This window comes from Klebsiella sp. GFKo11 (assembly GCF_056490265.1).
On the sequence record NZ_CM151369.1, the window covers coordinates 5,194,663 to 5,210,552 of the forward strand.

Here is a 15,890-nt window from a genome sequence, read left to right on the forward strand (position 1 = left end):
CTCGGCGTAGTGTAAAGAAGTATGCTAACGTTGTTTGTCCGTGATTCAATGGTAGAGAAAATGAAGACGCTTTTCAGAACAATAGTGCTTGGCAGCCTGCTTACTCTATCCGCCAATAGCTATGCATTAAGCGAGTCCGAAGCGGAAGATATGGCTGATTTAACAGCAGTATTTGTCTTTCTGAAAAATGACTGTGGTTATCAAAATTTACCAAATACTCAAATCCGCCGCGCGCTGGTCTTCTTTGCTCAGCAGAATCAGTGGGATTTAAGCAATTACGATAGCTTCAATATGAAAGCGCTGGGCGAAGATAGCTATCGCGATCTCAGCGGAATCAAAATCCCAACGACCAAAAAATGCAAAGCACTGGCGCGTGACTCACTTAGCCTGCTTGCGTACGTGAAATAACCCCCTCGTCTATCTAAAAATAAATAGCCGTTCGAATACGGCTATGATGTTTTGCCATAATAGTTATTCATTTAACAACCATCACTAATTCACATCTCAATTCAATTAATTCATTAAATGTTTAGCTAATTAATAAATCGAATATTAAAAGCCCATTAAAAAAACAACGACTCTATTATTGCATTCTCTTTTTTTGCGCACTATTATCACTCGATAACGACATTTTTATCAATCAATGGAATGAAACCTTGAACATATCCTTATTTACACGCATAGCGCCTCTGGCCGTCATTTTATTGGTTGGGTGTAATTCAACTCAATCTCGACAATCCAGATTAATGAAACCATTACCAGAAGCGACATCAAGCCAGCAACAAACGGAACAACAAAGAATCGCTGAGGAGCAACAGCGTATTGATGCCTGCCGCCAGGCACTGGAATCGTTGAAAGAAGTAAATCCAAAGCAGGCAGCGAAACTCAGTAATGATTTTACGGCCCTCATTAGCGCCGCGTCTCAATATAACTCTGTACGTAGTAAAGTTGCAGAACCCACAAAGCAGGGGATTGATTCGATGTATCAGTTCAAATCAATCAAGCTGTGCGCTGACATTGAAAAAGAATTGATCGATAGCCTTGTTAAACGTGGCGAAAATGTTCAACCATGAACAGGATAATGGCCTGGCGTTTCAAAGCGATACCGTTAGCAGCAGTGCTTGTGCTGGCGCTATCATCACCTGATGCATATGCAGAGAAAGACGCACTGATAAATGTCACGGCCAGTTCAAATAGTGACGATTCAGGTCCTGCTTTTTTGAACTATGCTAAAGAACAACAGACTCAGAAAAATAATGAGTCTGTTAAAGTCACTGAGGACAAAAACAATAATACGAAAACAACGAATAAAAAAAACATCCAGAAAACCAATGAAGCTTCCCGTCAGGCTGCAATAATTGCTCAAAAAGATAAAACTATCCGCCAACTCCGGCAGCAACTTGATGCTAAACCAGCAACGATTAGCGCTGTACCAGGCAATCAAAAAGAGCTTACAGATAAAATTAATCAGCTTCAGGCAGAATTAACAGTTGCTGTAACAGAAAAACAAAAACTAATAGATAAAGAACGCTCTGTTGTCGCTGAAGAAAAAAAGAGCACATCAAAACTTGATGCTGCAGAAAATAAAATCCTGCTGCAAGAGCAAAGGCTGACTTCAGCAGAATCAGCAAAACAAAAGCTCGAGGTTCTGCTGGCTGAAGTTACCACTGAAAAACAGGCGCTGGTAAAGAAACTTGCTGTTGCAGAAACAGAAAAGCAAAATACGGCAAAAAAATTCGCGACGGCTATATCAGAGACACAAGCGCTCATGACAAAGCTCACCGCTGAGACAAAAGAAAGACAAGTACTTGCAGAGAAATTAGCGACCTCAGCCCCGGATAAACAAGCGTTAGCAACAAAACTGGCTGCAGCAGAGACATCCCAGCAGGCTTTGACAACGAAACTCGCGGCTGCGGACGCAGCGCAGCAAGCGCTGAAAGCGAAACTGGCCGCCACTGAAACAGCCAGACAAACTCTAACGACAAAAATCGCAGTAACAGATGCAGCACAGCAGGTGCTGAAAACTAAGCTGGACACCGCTGAAACTACTCAGAAAGAGATGACAACTCAACTCACCGCCAGTACAGCAGAAAAACAAGATTTGGCTGGCAAACTAGCGGCGGCGACAACAGAAAAACAGGCGCTCACGGCAAAACTGGATTCATTGACCATCTGCAAACAGCAGTCAATTCGTGACGAGGACTCTTCTCGCCTTCAGGCTGAAAAAGATAAAGCCCTACTGCAAACCAGCTTAGATGAAATTAACCAGCTAAAGAGCAGGCTGGCTGATGCTGAGAATAAACCGGATAAGAAATCTACGACTATCGATCTTGCTAAAGAGCCCCAGCAGCAGGCTTACTCTATCGGTGTATCAATGGGTGATGAAGCGCTCAAGGTTTTGTCCACCCGAAATACCCAAGGCATCAAAATCGACAAAAACACCGTACTACAAGGCATTCTGGATTCATTTTCAGGAAAAATTGCCATTGATGAGAAAACTCGCAATAAAGCTTTGTTCGATGCTTCTAAAAAAGTCTTTCAAAATCTGAACAAGATCGAACAACAAACCATTAGCGACGGAAAAAAATATCAGCAGAAGTTCGCTAAACAAAAAGGGGTTGTATTCAAAGATGGCGTCTACAGTCGGATTGATTATGCTGGCGAAGGCAGGATTCTCGACAGCGATACCGTCACCGTAACTATCAAGGAAACACTCATAGACGGAACCGTCATTAACGATATGGAAGCGGAAGGCAAAGTCTGGTCCCAGACGCTAAAATCCTATCCCCCCATATTCCTCGGGCCAATAAAGCGCTTGGGTAATCATGGTTCGATTACGGTAGTGATCCCTCCAGACCTGGCTTACGGTAGTGAAGGCAGGCCACCCAAAATCCCACCGGGAGCGACTATGATTTATTCGGTCAGAATCGTTGATGCTACTGCGGCGGAACCCCAGGCTAAAAAACCCTGATCCCGACGCCTCCTGTTAGAGGAGGCGTTTCCCCCACTTTCTGAATGGCAACATACGTCATACTTTATCTGCTGAAACATCCATCGTGCATCCTCATGTATAGTTGGCTATGATGTTGCGCTCATTTTTTATGGGTGTAACAGATGTTAACAAAGGAGGATCTGCCTGTGGCCGATAACAATCTGTGGCATGAAACGTTGCACGACCATTTTGGTCAGTATTTCAGCGTTGATAACGTGCTGTATCATGAAAAAACCGATCATCAGGATTTTATCATTTTCGAAAACGCCGCCTTTGGCCGCGTGATGGCACTGGATGGCGTGGTGCAAACCACCGAGCGCGATGAATTTATCTATCATGAAATGATGACCCATGTTCCTCTGATGGCCCACGGCCAGGCGGAACATGTGCTGATTATTGGCGGCGGCGACGGCGCTATGCTGCGAGAGGTCTCCCGTCATCGCAATATCAAAACCATCACTATGGTGGAAATCGATGCTGGAGTCGTTTCATTCTGTCGTCAATATCTCCCTAACCACAACGCAGGCACATATGACGACCCGCGTTTTACACTGGTTATTGATGATGGCGTCAATTTTGTTAATCAGACGACGCAAACGTTTGACGTTATTATCTCCGATTGCACCGATCCTATTGGTCCTGGTGAGAGCTTATTCACCTCCGCATTTTATGAAGGCTGTAAGCGTTGCCTGAACCCTGGTGGGATCTTCGTTGCTCAGAACGGCGTCTGCTTCTTACAGCAAGATGAAGCTATCGGTAGCCACCGCAAGCTGAGCCATTACTTTAGCGATGTGAGCTTCTACCAGGCGGCGATTCCAACCTATTACGGCGGCATTATGACCTTCGCATGGGCCACGGATAACGAAGCCCTGCGCCACCTCTCCAGTGAAATCATCCAGGCGCGCTTTCATAAATTGAATCTGAAGTGCCGTTATTACAATCCGGCAATTCATGCGGCGGCATTTGCTTTACCGCAATATCTACAGGATGCGCTGTCCACCGTTAAGTAAGGGGGTGATCTAAATTGAAAAAATTGAAGCTGCACGGCTTTAACAACCTGACCAAGAGCCTGAGTTTTTGCATTTATGATATCTGCTACGCGAAAACGGCAGAGGAGCGTGATGGTTACATCGCCTATATCGACGAACTCTATAATGCCAACCGTCTGACTGAAATTTTGTCAGAGACCTGTTCCATTATCGGCGCAAATATTCTTAACATTGCGCGTCAGGATTATGAGCCTCAGGGCGCAAGCGTAACGATACTGGTCAGCGAAGAGCCGATTGATCCGCAGCTTATCGATCAAACCGAACACCCGGGTCCGCTGCCGGAAACCGTTGTCGCGCACCTCGATAAAAGCCATATTTGCGTTCATACCTACCCGGAAAGCCACCCTGAAGGTGGATTGTGTACCTTCCGTGCCGATATTGAAGTCTCCACCTGTGGGGTCATCTCGCCGCTAAAGGCCCTGAATTATCTGATTCATCAGCTTGAATCAGACATCGTCACCATCGATTATCGGGTTCGTGGTTTTACCCGCGATGTGAACGGCATGAAGCATTTCATCGATCATGAAATCAACTCCATTCAGAACTTCATGTCTGACGATATTAAGTCCCTGTATGACATGGTGGACGTGAACGTTTATCAGGAAAATATCTTCCACACCAAGATGTTGCTTAAGGAATTCGACCTTAAACACTATATGTTCCACACTAAACCGGAAGATTTAACAGAAGAAGAGCGCAAGGTCATTACCGACCAGCTTTGGAAAGAGATGCGCGAAATTTACTACGCCAGAAATATTCCGACGGTATAAATCTCTGATGGAGCAGGGAAGCTCCGCTTATCAAATATTAACCTGCAGGTCTAATAAAACCGCCCTTGCTTCGTTGTTTCCCTCAGTCACTCGCAGCACCGCCTCGCCAAGCTGACGGCCGATCTCTTCATGATCGACGGTAAACATGCAGGTTGTCGATGACAGCTTGCCCGAGAAATCACTGCTCGCCGCAGCGCAAAGCATTGATTTATCCGTCAGCCCACAATCAGGCAATGCCGCCAGATAATGACTGGCCCCCATCAGAAGAAAATCGTTGATGAAGATAATAAAATCCGGCTTTTCAGCCTGATGCATAAACTGTCTGGCAGCCTCTTCACCAGACTGCTCGGTCACCGCGCCAAAAAAGATCAGCCCATCGTCAGGTTGTTGACCCTGCAGATGTAACTCCTGTAAGCACCCATCAAGAAACTGCTGCCCGTGCATGCTGTCAGCGCCTAGCGTCGCAATAGCAATACGCTTTGCTCCCTGGCGCAATGCATAGCGGACGCACTGACGCCCCATTTCTTCATGATGAAAATCAACCCAATTAAAATGACCGTTCAGCGCCCGACTTTGTCCCATCGTGACGAAAGGAAACCGCAGATCGTTCAGCAGCAAAATACGCTCATCATCAATACGCGTATCCGTCAGGATGACCGCATCAGCACGGTTTTGCTCAATGATTTTTTGCAACAGCAGGTGCTCGCCCTGCCGATCCGTGGTGATGTGGATAACAGGGTCAATACCGCTCTCTTTAAGACTGGATTGTAACCCTCTGGCAATACGCATAAAGAAGGATGCGGTATGAATATTTCCACCATCGGCGGCAGGCAGCAGCAACGCCACGACACCAACTTTACCGCTACGCAGATAGCGAGCGGAAGCATTTGGCCGATACCCCAGTTTTTCCGCTGCCTCAAGGACCTTTTTACGCGTATGGCTACTGATATCGCTTTTGTTATTCAACGCTTTCGAGACCGTCGCTGTCGAAAGATTCAGAAACTCAGCCAGTTCTTTAATATTCATTTTTCTTTATGGACTAAATTGCTTCAGACAAGGATATTCTTGCCAATCTAAACCATTAATTTTCCGATGACAATAAAAAAGCGTTTTAACACGACATCATAATGTTGCCGAGATCACATTTACGCAGACAAAACCATTGCCATCGATATTTTTAAGATCTAGCATAAAATAATACGAAATCGATTAAGTATTTTTTTAAGACACCTACAAACAAAACTAACAAAGGTAATCCCTATGCAATTAGATAGCCCGCTTCCTGTTGCGGCATCCGTCAATAAAACACGGCCGCAGGTGATCTGGATTTGTCTGCTGGCGGCCCTCGCCGGTTTGTTATTCGGCCTGGATATCGGCGTCATCTCCGGCGCGCTCCCGCTTATCGCCAAAGAATATCATCTGCTTGATAACCAACAAGAATGGATCGTCAGTTCAATGATGGTCGGTGCTGCAGCAGCGACCCTGTGCAGCGGTTTTCTGGCTTATCGCTTAGGACGTAAATATGCCCTGTTAATTGCCGCAGGCTCATTCTGTATCGGTGCCATTATTTGCACCTGTGCCGTCAGCGCGGATATGTTAATCGCCGGGCGTCTGATTCTCGGCGTAGGACTCGGGGTCGCATCTTACGCAACGCCTCTGTATCTCTCTGAAATTACGCCAAAAAATATCCGCGGCGCGATGATTTCCGCTTATCAGTTAATGATTGCTCTCGGAATTTTAATCGTCTTTCTGACCAATACCGCATTTAGCTATAGCGGCAACTGGCGTGGAATGCTGTTGGTTGTGGCTATCCCATCACTGATTTTCCTTTTTGGCGCTTTGTTCCTGCCTCGCAGCCCACGCTGGCTGATGATGCATGGCAGAGAAGAGGATGCCAGAGCCGTATTGCTGCGCCTGCGCAACAGCCGCGAAGAGGTTGAAAGCGAGCTGCAGGAAATTAAAGAACAGCTTAAAGTTAAACAACACGGCTGGCATTTATTTAAAGAAAATAAACACTTTCGCCGTAGCGTCGGATTAGGGGTCGTCCTGCAAATCATGCAACAGTTTTCCGGCGTCAATGTGATGATGTACTACGCGCCACGCATCTTCCACGAAATTGGCTTTAGCTCCACGGCAGACCAAATGTGGGGAACGGTAATCGTTGGCCTGGTGATGACTATCGCTACCTTTATCGCCGTCGGCTTCGTCGACCGTTGGGGACGTAAGCCTATGCTGTATATTGGTTTTATCACCATGGGTATTGCGATGAGCGTGGTTGGTTCACTACTGGGCGGTGACGCATTATCGACTCTGGAGAAAGGCGTTACCGTCACCATGTTACTGCTGTTTATCGTTGGTTTTTCTATGTCAGCAGGCCCGTTAATCTGGTTATTGTGCTCCGAAATTCAGCCATTAAAAGGGCGTGAATTTGGTATTACCTGTTCCACGTTTACCTGCCATATCGCCGGGATGATTGTCAGTGCGACCTTCCTGTCGCTACTCAATACATTAGGTAGCGCTCATACGTTCTACTTATATGCTTTATTAAACCTTACAGCCATTATCATTATTTATTTCTTTGTTCCTGAAACAAAAAACATTTCACTAGAAAAAATCGAACAGAATCTAATGGCAGGAAAAAAATTACGCAACATTGGCCGATGATAAAAGGGAGTATCGGACATGAGTTTTATAGAATTTACTGAAGATAATTTGTATATTTCTTTTTCGCTTAATGAAAAACAGCAAATTTATATTAGCCGGTTTTCAACAACCTCGGATTCTGCAGCGCACGGAGAGTTTCCGCTGGTACAGGTACATGCCAGCGGCTACAACCAAAACGATCACCATGCCCGGAAGCATACCGGTAGCGAGCCGGGTTCATCGTTACGCTACCAGTCCCATCGTTTTAGCGAAAATAAGCTGGGCAAGAAGCTTGAAATCAGCCTTAGCGGTGAAGAGATCGGCGTATGCTGGCATCTTCAGAATTTTCGCGACACGCACTCGGTGCGAGTCTGGAGCGATGTACGCAATGACTCCCCGGAACACATCGGCCTGGAATATGTCAGCTCCTTAACGCTGTTTGCCATTGACAGCAAGCCGTGGGAAAAAACCACGCTTCTGCACTTACCGCACAATAACTGGTATGGCGAAGCTCAATGGAAGAGCCGCACGCTCCCGGAACTCGGGTTGGATAAGGTAAACCATTTTTCACTCGATCGTCTCTCGATAGAAAACACCGGCACCTGGTCCAGCATCGGTTATTTACCCTGCGCCGCTTTTGAGGATACCTCAGCAGGCACCACGCTACTGTGGCAGATTGAACATAGCGGCTCATGGCAGTGGGAAATTGGCGATTTCCGCGATCGACTCTACTTGCAGGTCAGCGGACCAACCGAGAATGAAAGCCACTGGTGGAAAAATCTTGCACCGGGGGAAACCTTCACTTCCGTGCCGGTCGCCGTTGCGCTGGTCCAGGGGGGGTTACAAGAAGCACTACAGGAAATCACTCGTTATCGGCGAAAAATAGTGCACCCGTCGGCGGATAACCAGCGGCTCCCGGTGATATTCAATGACTATATGAACTGTCTGTCCGGCGATCCGACTACCGCGAAACTGCTGCCGTTGATTGATGCCGCCGCGAAGGCGGGATGTGAATACTTTTGTATCGACTGCGGCTGGTACTCTGACGGTGAATGGTGGGATGGTGTCGGCGAATGGCTCCCCGCACCAATGCGCTTCCCTGGAGGGATCCGCGAACCGCTCGATTATATTACCGCCAAAGGCATGAAATCAGGGTTGTGGCTGGAACTGGAAGTGATGGGAATTGCCTGTCCGCTGGCGCAATCCTTACCTGATGAGTGTTTTTTCCTGCGCCACGGCAAACGGGTCATTGATCACCAGCGCTATCAGCTGGATTTTCGCCACCCTTTAGTGCTGGAGCATGCCGACCGGGTTATTTTCCGCCTGGTCGAGGAGTATGGCATCAGCTATATCAAAATGGATTACAACATCAATGCGGGCAGCGGGACCGACTACGCCGCCGATAGCCCCGGCGACGGATTGCTACAGCACAATAGGGCTTATCTTAGCTGGCTGAAAAACACCATGGCTCGCTACCCGCAACTGGTGATTGAAAACTGCGGCAGCGGCGGATTGCGCATGGATTACGCGCTTTTGCAGCAGCACAGCATTCAATCCGTAACCGATCAGACTGATTACCGCTTAATGGCATCTATCGCCGCCGCGGCAGCCTCGGCGGTCACGCCTGAACAGGCCGCCATTTGGTCTTATCCCTTACGTGAAGGCGACCGTGAAGAAGTGGTGATGAACATGGTTAACAGCATGCTGCTGCGGGTTCATCAAAGCGGGCATCTGGCGGAACTGAGCGAAGAGCGTTTCACATTGGTTCAGGAAGGAATCGCACTGTATAAATCGTTTCGCCAGCAAATCCCCCACCTGGAGCCTTTTTGGCCGCTAGGAATGCCCTCTTTCGCTTCACCATGGCTGGCATTCGGCCTGCGTAACGAAAATGAAGCCTGGCTGGCGGTCTGGCGAATGGAAAGTGAACAGGGCTCAATCACACTGCTGCTTGATGACGTCTCACAAGCCAGCTGCGTTTACCCGCGCTTTGCCAAAGCGCTCTGTCTGCCTGAATTCAACAAACATGAATTGATGATTTCACTACCGGAGAAACTGACCGCCAGGCTATTTCATCTTACCTTCACCCACTAAACGAAAACCGCCTCCCGATTGGGAGGCGGTCATCAACGCTGCTGCATGAACTCACGGTATGCGGCAACGACCTGTAAAAAATCCTCAACGCCGCACAGAGAGAGGCTTTCTTCGTCATAATAGCTCATCCCCTCCTCCATCTCATCGCCAGAAAAATCCAGCTGATTAGCGCGGATCATCACTTCTTCACCATCCAGCCATAATGTGTATTCATGACCAGTACGTTGCCAGGATCGTTCACTGCCTTTGACGGTGCGTGCGGCCTGCTCCACTTCATCCAGCAGGGCGAGGTTATCTTTAACCTCTTCATTGAACCAGTGGCCTATCACTTCATGGTCCATCGACATTCGCACCTTTACCACTCCGGTAATATCGCGCAGAAATTCGTAATCCATAGTCTTTTCCTCTGCAAGGGCAATGCGTCACCGCTGCACTGTACCCATAAGGTAATTATCGCAGCAGTAAGAGAGAAAAAAAGCGTAGCGAGCGGAGGGATTGGAAATAAAAATGCCCGGTGATGCAAAGTTCACCGGGCATTGAAGGGTTTATGTACGAAATAGACTTATCGCATTACACCGCTGTCTGGAAAATCACGCCGTCCGCTTTTTCCGTGTACTGACCCAACTGATCGAAGTTCAGATAGCGGTAGGTGTCTGCCGCCGTCTTCTCTACCTGCGCAACATAGGTCTGGTACTCTTCCGGCGTCGGCAGCTTACCGATAAGCGCCGCTACTGCCGCCAGCTCAGCTGAGGCCAGGAAGACGTTCGCACCGGTACCTAAACGGTTCGGGAAGTTACGGGTAGAGGTCGAAACGACCGTCGCACCGTCCGCTACGCGCGCCTGGTTACCCATACACAGGGAACAACCCGGGATCTCGATACGCGCACCGCTCTTACCAAACACGCTGTAGTAACCTTCTTCGGTCAGCTGAGCCGCGTCCATACGGGTTGGCGGAGCCACCCACAGGCGGGTTGGCAGCTGCCCTTTGTGGCTGTCCAGCAGCTTACCGGCAGCACGGAAGTGACCAATGTTGGTCATGCAGGAGCCGATAAACACTTCGTCGATCTTTTCGCCCTGGACGTCAGACAGCAGACGCGCATCGTCCGGATCGTTCGGCGCACACAGGATGGGCTCTTTAATATCAGCCAGATCGATGTCGATCACTGCCGCATATTCAGCATCCGCATCACCTTCCAGCAGTTCAGGTTCCGCCAGCCATTTTTCCATGCCCTGCACGCGACGTTCCAGGGTACGACGATCGCCGTAGCCTTCCGCGATCATCCACTTCAGCAGGACGATGTTTGAAGTCAGGTACTCAACGATCGGCTCTTTGTTCAGTTTGATGGTACAGCCCGCAGCGGAACGTTCGGCAGAAGCATCGGTCAGTTCAAACGCCTGTTCGACTTTCAGATCCGGCAGACCTTCGATTTCCAGGATGCGGCCGGAGAAGATGTTTTTCTTGCCTTTCTTCTCAACGGTCAGCAGGCCCTGACGGATCGCATACAGCGGGATCGCGTGCACCAGATCGCGCAGGGTGATACCCGGCTGCATCTTGCCTTTGAAACGAACTAAAACGGATTCCGGCATATCCAGCGGCATCACGCCGGTCGCGGCAGCAAACGCCACCAGACCCGAGCCCGCCGGGAAGGAAATGCCAATCGGGAAACGGGTATGGGAGTCACCGCCGGTACCCACGGTATCCGGCAGCAGCATACGGTTCAGCCAGGAGTGGATAACGCCATCGCCCGGACGCAGCGATACGCCGCCACGGTTCATGATGAAGTCCGGCAGCGTGTGGTGTGTGGTGACATCAACCGGCTTCGGATACGCCGCCGTGTGGCAGAAGGACTGCATCACCAGGTCAGACGAGAAGCCCAGGCACGCCAGATCTTTCAGTTCATCACGGGTCATTGGACCGGTGGTGTCCTGAGAGCCGACGGAAGTCATCTTCGGCTCGCAGTAAGCACCCGGACGAATACCGGCCACGCCGCAGGCGCGACCGACCATTTTCTGCGCCAGAGAGTAACCACGGCTACTTTCCGCAACGTCTTTCGCCTGACGGAAAACGTCGCTGTGCGGCAGACCCAGCGCTTCACGTGCTTTGGTGGTCAGGCCGCGACCGATAATCAGCGGAATACGGCCACCGGCACGCACTTCGTCGACCAGCACGTCGGTTTTCAGTTCGAAGTTAGCCAGCAGTTCGTTGGTTTCGTGGTTACGCACTTCACCTTTGAACGGATAAACGTCAATCACGTCACCCATGTTCAGTTTGTTGACGTCCACTTCAATCGGCAGCGCGCCCGCATCTTCCATGGTGTTGAAGAAGATAGGGGCAATTTTACCACCGAGGCAAAGACCGCCGCCGCGCTTGTTCGGCACGTTCGGGATGTCATCGCCCATAAACCACAGCACCGAGTTGGTGGCCGATTTGCGGGAAGAACCGGTCCCCACCACATCGCCAACGTAGGCCAGCGGAAAACCTTTCTGCTGTAACGCTTCGATCTGTTTGATCGGGCCAACAACGCCCGGCTGATCCGGGTCGATTCCTTCACGGGCGTTTTTCAGCATCGCCAGAGCGTGCAGCGGGATATCCGGGCGGGACCAGGCATCAGGGGCCGGAGACAGGTCATCGGTGTTGGTTTCACCGGTGACTTTAAAAACGGTGACGGTGATTTTGTCAGCCAGCTGCGGACGGTTCAGGAACCACTCGGCGTCGGCCCAGGATTGCATGACCTGCTGTGCATATTCATTGCCCGCTTTGGCTTTCTCTTCTACGTCGTAGAAGTTATCGAACATCAGCAGGGTATGGGACAGCGCTTTCGCGGCAATCGGCGCCAGCTTTGCGTCGTCCAGCGCGTCAATCAGCGGATGAATGTTGTAACCGCCCTGCATGGTGCCCAGCAGTTCGATGGCTTTTTCAGGGGTCACCAGCGGGGAAGTCGCTTCGCCTTTGGCGATTGCGGCAAGGAATCCGGCTTTAACATAGGCGGCTTCGTCGACGCCCGGCGGTACGCGATTAATTAACAGGTCTAACAGGAATTCTTCTTCGCCAGCAGGCGGATTCTTCAGCAGCTCAACCAGGCCGGCCATTTGGGTTGCATCTAAGGGTTTTGCAACAATCCCTTCGGCGGCACGCTCAGCTACGTGCTCACGATATTCTTTTAGCACGACGGTATCTCCTCGCTCTCATTGTCATATGCGGTCGGCGATCTCTTCACGCTCCTGTGAGACAGCAGTTTGTAGGGTAAATGCCCGATACCGCGTCGGCAGCATAGCAGGATTTTAGGGAGGTGTTAATCTGTTTACAAAAAAGCAACATTAAAAATTAGCTGAATCGTTAAGGGCAGAATATTGCAGGTTTTCTGTCAGTTTACTGGAATATAAAATTAATTCTGTTACACATCGCTGACCAAAATCCCAACAAAAATCAAAAACGCAAATAGGGTCTCTTTATACTCAGGCAATCCCCCGTATTTCGACAATACTATGTCGAAACGGGCCAACTTCTGTGCCAGGAGTCATCATGACGCTGCCTTTCAAACCCCACGTGCTCGCACTGCTTTGCAGCGCCGGGTTATTAGCCGCCGCGGGTACGCTCTATATTAAAAGCCGGGAACCGCAATCCGTTCCCGAACCTCAGGTCGTGGCGCAGGCCGCGCCTGTGCCAGCTGCTGCTCAACCAGTGACGACCACTTATACCCCAGCGCAGATCGATCAGTGGGTGGCGCCAATCGCGCTGTATCCGGACAACCTATTGTCACAGGTGCTGATGGCCTCCACCTATCCAGGCAACGTAATACAGGCGGTGCAGTGGTCGCAGGATAATCCCACCATGAAAGGCGATCCGGCGGTACAGGCGGTGGCCAATCAACCCTGGGATCCCAGCGTAAAATCGCTGGTCGCCTTCCCATCGCTGCTAGCGTTAATGGGAGAAAACCCGCCGTGGGTGGAGAATCTGGGTAACGCGTTTCTCGCCCAACCGCAGGATGTGATGGATTCGGTACAGCGCTTGCGCGCTATCGCCCAGCAAACCGGAACGTTGAAATCGACACCGCAGCAGAAAGTCAGTACCAGCGTGAAAAATGTCCCACCACCGCGCGCCCAAACCAAGAATGGGGTAACGGTCGTTTCGACGGCTCCACCGGCTCCGACGGTCATCAAAATTGAATCCGCCGATCCGCAGGTTGTCTATGTTCCCAACTACAATCCAGCCGTCGTTTACGGTACCTGGGCCAACACCGCCTATCCACCGGTCTATTTACCGCCGCCTCCGGGGGAGCAGTTCGCCGATAGCTTCGTCAAAGGTTTTGGTTACAGCCTTGGCGTCGCCACAACGTACGCGCTATTCAGCAACATCGATTGGGATGATGACGATCACCACCATGACGATGACTATCACCATCACGATGATGACCATCATGACGGCTACTCGCATAACGGTGATAACATCAACATCAATGTAAATAACTTCAACCACATAACGGGACAAAACTTGCCGGGCAATAATGCCAACTGGCAGCATAACCCAGCCTATCGCGGCAATATTCCTTACCCGAATAACAACGTCACGCAGCATTTCCATCAGACCAGTGTTCCAGGCGGGCTTAGCGCCACCCAGCATCCACCGGTCGATCGTAATGAGCAGCGTCAGGCGGCAATGACCCAGCTGCAGCAGCGCACTGGTACCACGGTAACGGCGGGTAATCTGGCAACGCACTCCCCTTCCCGCGACGCGCAGCGCCAGGCCGCCTCACAGCAGCTACACCAGGTCACCCAGCGTAATAACTATCGTGGCTATGACAATACGCCTGCGGTAAAAAATAGCGCCACGCAGCAGCGTCGGGAAGCAGCCAAAAACCAGCTTCAACACCCGACAGCCCAACAGCAGCATCGGGAGACGGTGAAAACGCAGGTTCAGCCCCCCACTGCGCAGCAACAACAGCGCCGTGAACAGTTCCAGTCGGCAACGCCTGAACAGCGTCAGCAGAAGCTCGGTAACCTGCATGCCAATGCGCTAAGCGGTAACGACAGCCGCTCCCCCTCCTGGCAATCTCAACAAGAGCGAGGGCAACAGAGTCGTCATATCTCAGGTTTAAACAGCGAGCAGCGCAGCGCGGCCAGAGAACATCTTTCCGAACATCGTGAATTGCGTCGCCGCTGAGGATAAGAAGATGAAAAAGCACCTACAAATGACGCTGCTGGCGCTGATCATGACACCGATGATGGCTCTGGCACAGCAACAATTCTCCACGCCTGAGCAAGCTGCAAGCGCGCTGGCTGAAGCAATCAGTCGGCATGATGAATCTGCGCTGGATACGCTGCTCGGTGACAATTGGCAGCAGTTCTTACCGCCGGACGGCATTGCGCCTGATGCGGTAGACCGTTTTCAGCGCGACTGGCAAGTCAAACATAATATCGTTCGCCAGGACAATAGCGCGTGGCTGGACGTCGGCCAGGAAGAGTGGCGACTGCCCATTCCCATCATCAAGGGAGATGATGGCTGGCATTTTGATATGGCTGCCGCAGAAGATGAAATTCTCACCCGCGCTATTGGCCGCAATGAGCTCTCAGCGATTCAGGCGATGCATGCTTATGTTGATGCCCAACAGGATTTCTATCAGTTAAATCACGTCTGGGCGCAGAAGATTATCAGCAGTGATGGCAAGAAAGATGGCCTCTACTGGCCTGCGACTCCTGGAGAAGCGCCCAGTCCGTTAGGGCCAGCTTTTAGCCCGATAGAACCCGGAGAAGGCTATCACGGCTACCGTTTCCGCATTATTAAAGATGGTGAAAATCAGGGAGTTGCCCTACTGGCATGGCCTGTAGAATGGGGGCAAACTGGTGTAATGAGCTTTATGGTTAACCAAAATGACCAGGTCTGGCAGGCTAACTTAGGTGAGGAAACGCAAAGCAAAGCACAGGCAATCACCGCATTTTCTCCTGATTCAGCCTGGCAGGTCGTCAATCAATAAAAAAATGCCCGGCACGCGATTACGCTGCCGGGCATTACCATCTTTTACTTAGCCCTGATGAGGCATCAGCGACGGATCTCCAGCAAACGGAGGTTTGTTGCTGGTCAGATCGGCTTCATCGGAGCTGATGCTACCGGAATTCGTCGCCCATACTCCTTCGCTGGTTTTTGTCACCTGCTGATGCTGCATATTCAGATTTTGGCCCATGGCCGCAATATGGGTGCTTTCCGTGCCGCCGCTGTTATCTGCCCATGGGATAGAAGCATCTGCTGCACAAGCCATACCGGAAAACAGGGTTGCGGCCAACAGCGTCGTCGTTAAAAGTCGTTTCATCACACACCTCACATATAGTTAACTACCTATAAGTTTATAT

At 50.4% G+C, this 15,890-nt stretch carries 13 protein-coding genes; 9 read left to right on the top strand and 4 right to left on the bottom strand.

Annotated features, from left to right (window positions below; genetic code table 11):
* The first annotated feature begins 60 nt into the window (after positions 1-60).
* From AC07P6_RS25015 to speD, 5 genes are all read left to right on the top strand, one after another.
* Positions 61-408, top strand: a complete 348-nt coding sequence (locus AC07P6_RS25015; RefSeq protein ID WP_004872121.1) for a YacC family pilotin-like protein — start codon at positions 61-63, stop codon at positions 406-408.
* Positions 409-656: 248 nt separating this feature from the next.
* Positions 657-1,073, top strand: coding sequence for a permease (locus tag AC07P6_RS25020; RefSeq protein ID WP_434660107.1), 417 nt, complete (start codon positions 657-659; stop codon positions 1,071-1,073).
* Positions 1,074-1,081: 8 nt separating this feature from the next.
* On the top strand, positions 1,082-2,971 hold the full coding sequence (locus tag AC07P6_RS25025; RefSeq protein ID WP_478314941.1) for an FKBP-type peptidyl-prolyl cis-trans isomerase N-terminal domain-containing protein: 1,890 nt from the start codon (positions 1,082-1,084) through the stop codon (positions 2,969-2,971).
* 167 nt (positions 2,972-3,138) lie between these two features.
* Positions 3,139-4,002: a polyamine aminopropyltransferase gene (speE, locus tag AC07P6_RS25030; RefSeq protein WP_478314942.1), complete on the top strand. Its 864-nt coding sequence runs from the start codon at positions 3,139-3,141 to the stop codon at positions 4,000-4,002.
* A 14-nt stretch (positions 4,003-4,016) separates the two neighbouring features.
* On the top strand, positions 4,017-4,811 hold the full coding sequence (speD, locus tag AC07P6_RS25035; protein WP_181483551.1) for an adenosylmethionine decarboxylase: 795 nt from the start codon (positions 4,017-4,019) through the stop codon (positions 4,809-4,811).
* A 30-nt stretch (positions 4,812-4,841) separates the two neighbouring features.
* Here the strand turns inward: speD and AC07P6_RS25040 are convergent, their stop codons facing one another.
* Positions 4,842-5,837, bottom strand: a complete 996-nt coding sequence (locus tag AC07P6_RS25040) for a LacI family DNA-binding transcriptional regulator (protein WP_434660110.1) — start codon at positions 5,835-5,837, stop codon at positions 4,842-4,844.
* A gap of 234 nt (positions 5,838-6,071) precedes the next feature.
* On the opposite strand from AC07P6_RS25040, the gene AC07P6_RS25045 reads away from it, so the two are divergent.
* Complete coding sequence (locus tag AC07P6_RS25045; RefSeq protein ID WP_434660111.1) at positions 6,072-7,475, top strand: sugar porter family MFS transporter; 1,404 nt, start codon at positions 6,072-6,074, stop codon at positions 7,473-7,475.
* A gap of 18 nt (positions 7,476-7,493) precedes the next feature.
* Positions 7,494-9,545 (top strand): glycoside hydrolase family 36 protein, encoded by a 2,052-nt coding sequence (locus AC07P6_RS25050; protein WP_478314943.1) that lies wholly within the window; start codon positions 7,494-7,496, stop codon positions 9,543-9,545.
* 32 nt (positions 9,546-9,577) lie between these two features.
* On the opposite strand, the gene yacL is transcribed toward AC07P6_RS25050, so the two are convergent.
* The gene (yacL, locus tag AC07P6_RS25055) at positions 9,578-9,940 is read right to left on the bottom strand and encodes a protein YacL (protein ID WP_110272529.1); all 363 of its coding nucleotides are present in this window, start codon (positions 9,938-9,940) and stop codon (positions 9,578-9,580) included.
* A 175-nt stretch (positions 9,941-10,115) separates the two neighbouring features.
* Entirely contained in the window at positions 10,116-12,713 is a 2,598-nt protein-coding gene (gene acnB / locus AC07P6_RS25060) for a bifunctional aconitate hydratase 2/2-methylisocitrate dehydratase (RefSeq protein WP_182236356.1), read from the bottom strand.
* A 355-nt stretch (positions 12,714-13,068) separates the two neighbouring features.
* Here acnB and AC07P6_RS25065 point away from each other — a divergent pair, with 355 nt between their 5' ends.
* Both AC07P6_RS25065 and AC07P6_RS25070 read left to right on the top strand, forming a co-directional pair.
* The gene (locus AC07P6_RS25065; protein ID WP_478314944.1) at positions 13,069-14,706 is read left to right on the top strand and encodes a DUF3300 domain-containing protein; all 1,638 of its coding nucleotides are present in this window, start codon (positions 13,069-13,071) and stop codon (positions 14,704-14,706) included.
* Between the two features lie 10 nt (positions 14,707-14,716).
* The gene (locus AC07P6_RS25070) at positions 14,717-15,517 is read left to right on the top strand and encodes a DUF2950 family protein (RefSeq protein WP_478314945.1); all 801 of its coding nucleotides are present in this window, start codon (positions 14,717-14,719) and stop codon (positions 15,515-15,517) included.
* A 48-nt stretch (positions 15,518-15,565) separates the two neighbouring features.
* Here the strand turns inward: AC07P6_RS25070 and AC07P6_RS25075 are convergent, their stop codons facing one another.
* The gene (locus tag AC07P6_RS25075; protein ID WP_478314946.1) at positions 15,566-15,850 is read right to left on the bottom strand and encodes a hypothetical protein; all 285 of its coding nucleotides are present in this window, start codon (positions 15,848-15,850) and stop codon (positions 15,566-15,568) included.
* Positions 15,851-15,890 lie beyond the last annotated feature (40 nt).

Coding starts and splice junctions, on each gene's coding strand:
- AC07P6_RS25040 (WP_434660110.1), bottom strand. CDS start 5,837: ATGAATATTAAAGAACTGGCTGAGTTTCTGAATCTTTCGACAGCGACG.
- AC07P6_RS25015 (WP_004872121.1), top strand. CDS start 61: ATGAAGACGCTTTTCAGAACAATAGTGCTTGGCAGCCTGCTTACTCTA.
- AC07P6_RS25050 (WP_478314943.1), top strand. CDS start 7,494: ATGAGTTTTATAGAATTTACTGAAGATAATTTGTATATTTCTTTTTCG.
- yacL (WP_110272529.1), bottom strand. CDS start 9,940: ATGGATTACGAATTTCTGCGCGATATTACCGGAGTGGTAAAGGTGCGA.
- AC07P6_RS25065 (WP_478314944.1), top strand. CDS start 13,069: ATGACGCTGCCTTTCAAACCCCACGTGCTCGCACTGCTTTGCAGCGCC.
- AC07P6_RS25045 (WP_434660111.1), top strand. CDS start 6,072: ATGCAATTAGATAGCCCGCTTCCTGTTGCGGCATCCGTCAATAAAACA.
- AC07P6_RS25075 (WP_478314946.1), bottom strand. CDS start 15,850: ATGAAACGACTTTTAACGACGACGCTGTTGGCCGCAACCCTGTTTTCC.
- AC07P6_RS25070 (WP_478314945.1), top strand. CDS start 14,717: ATGAAAAAGCACCTACAAATGACGCTGCTGGCGCTGATCATGACACCG.
- AC07P6_RS25025 (WP_478314941.1), top strand. CDS start 1,082: ATGGCCTGGCGTTTCAAAGCGATACCGTTAGCAGCAGTGCTTGTGCTG.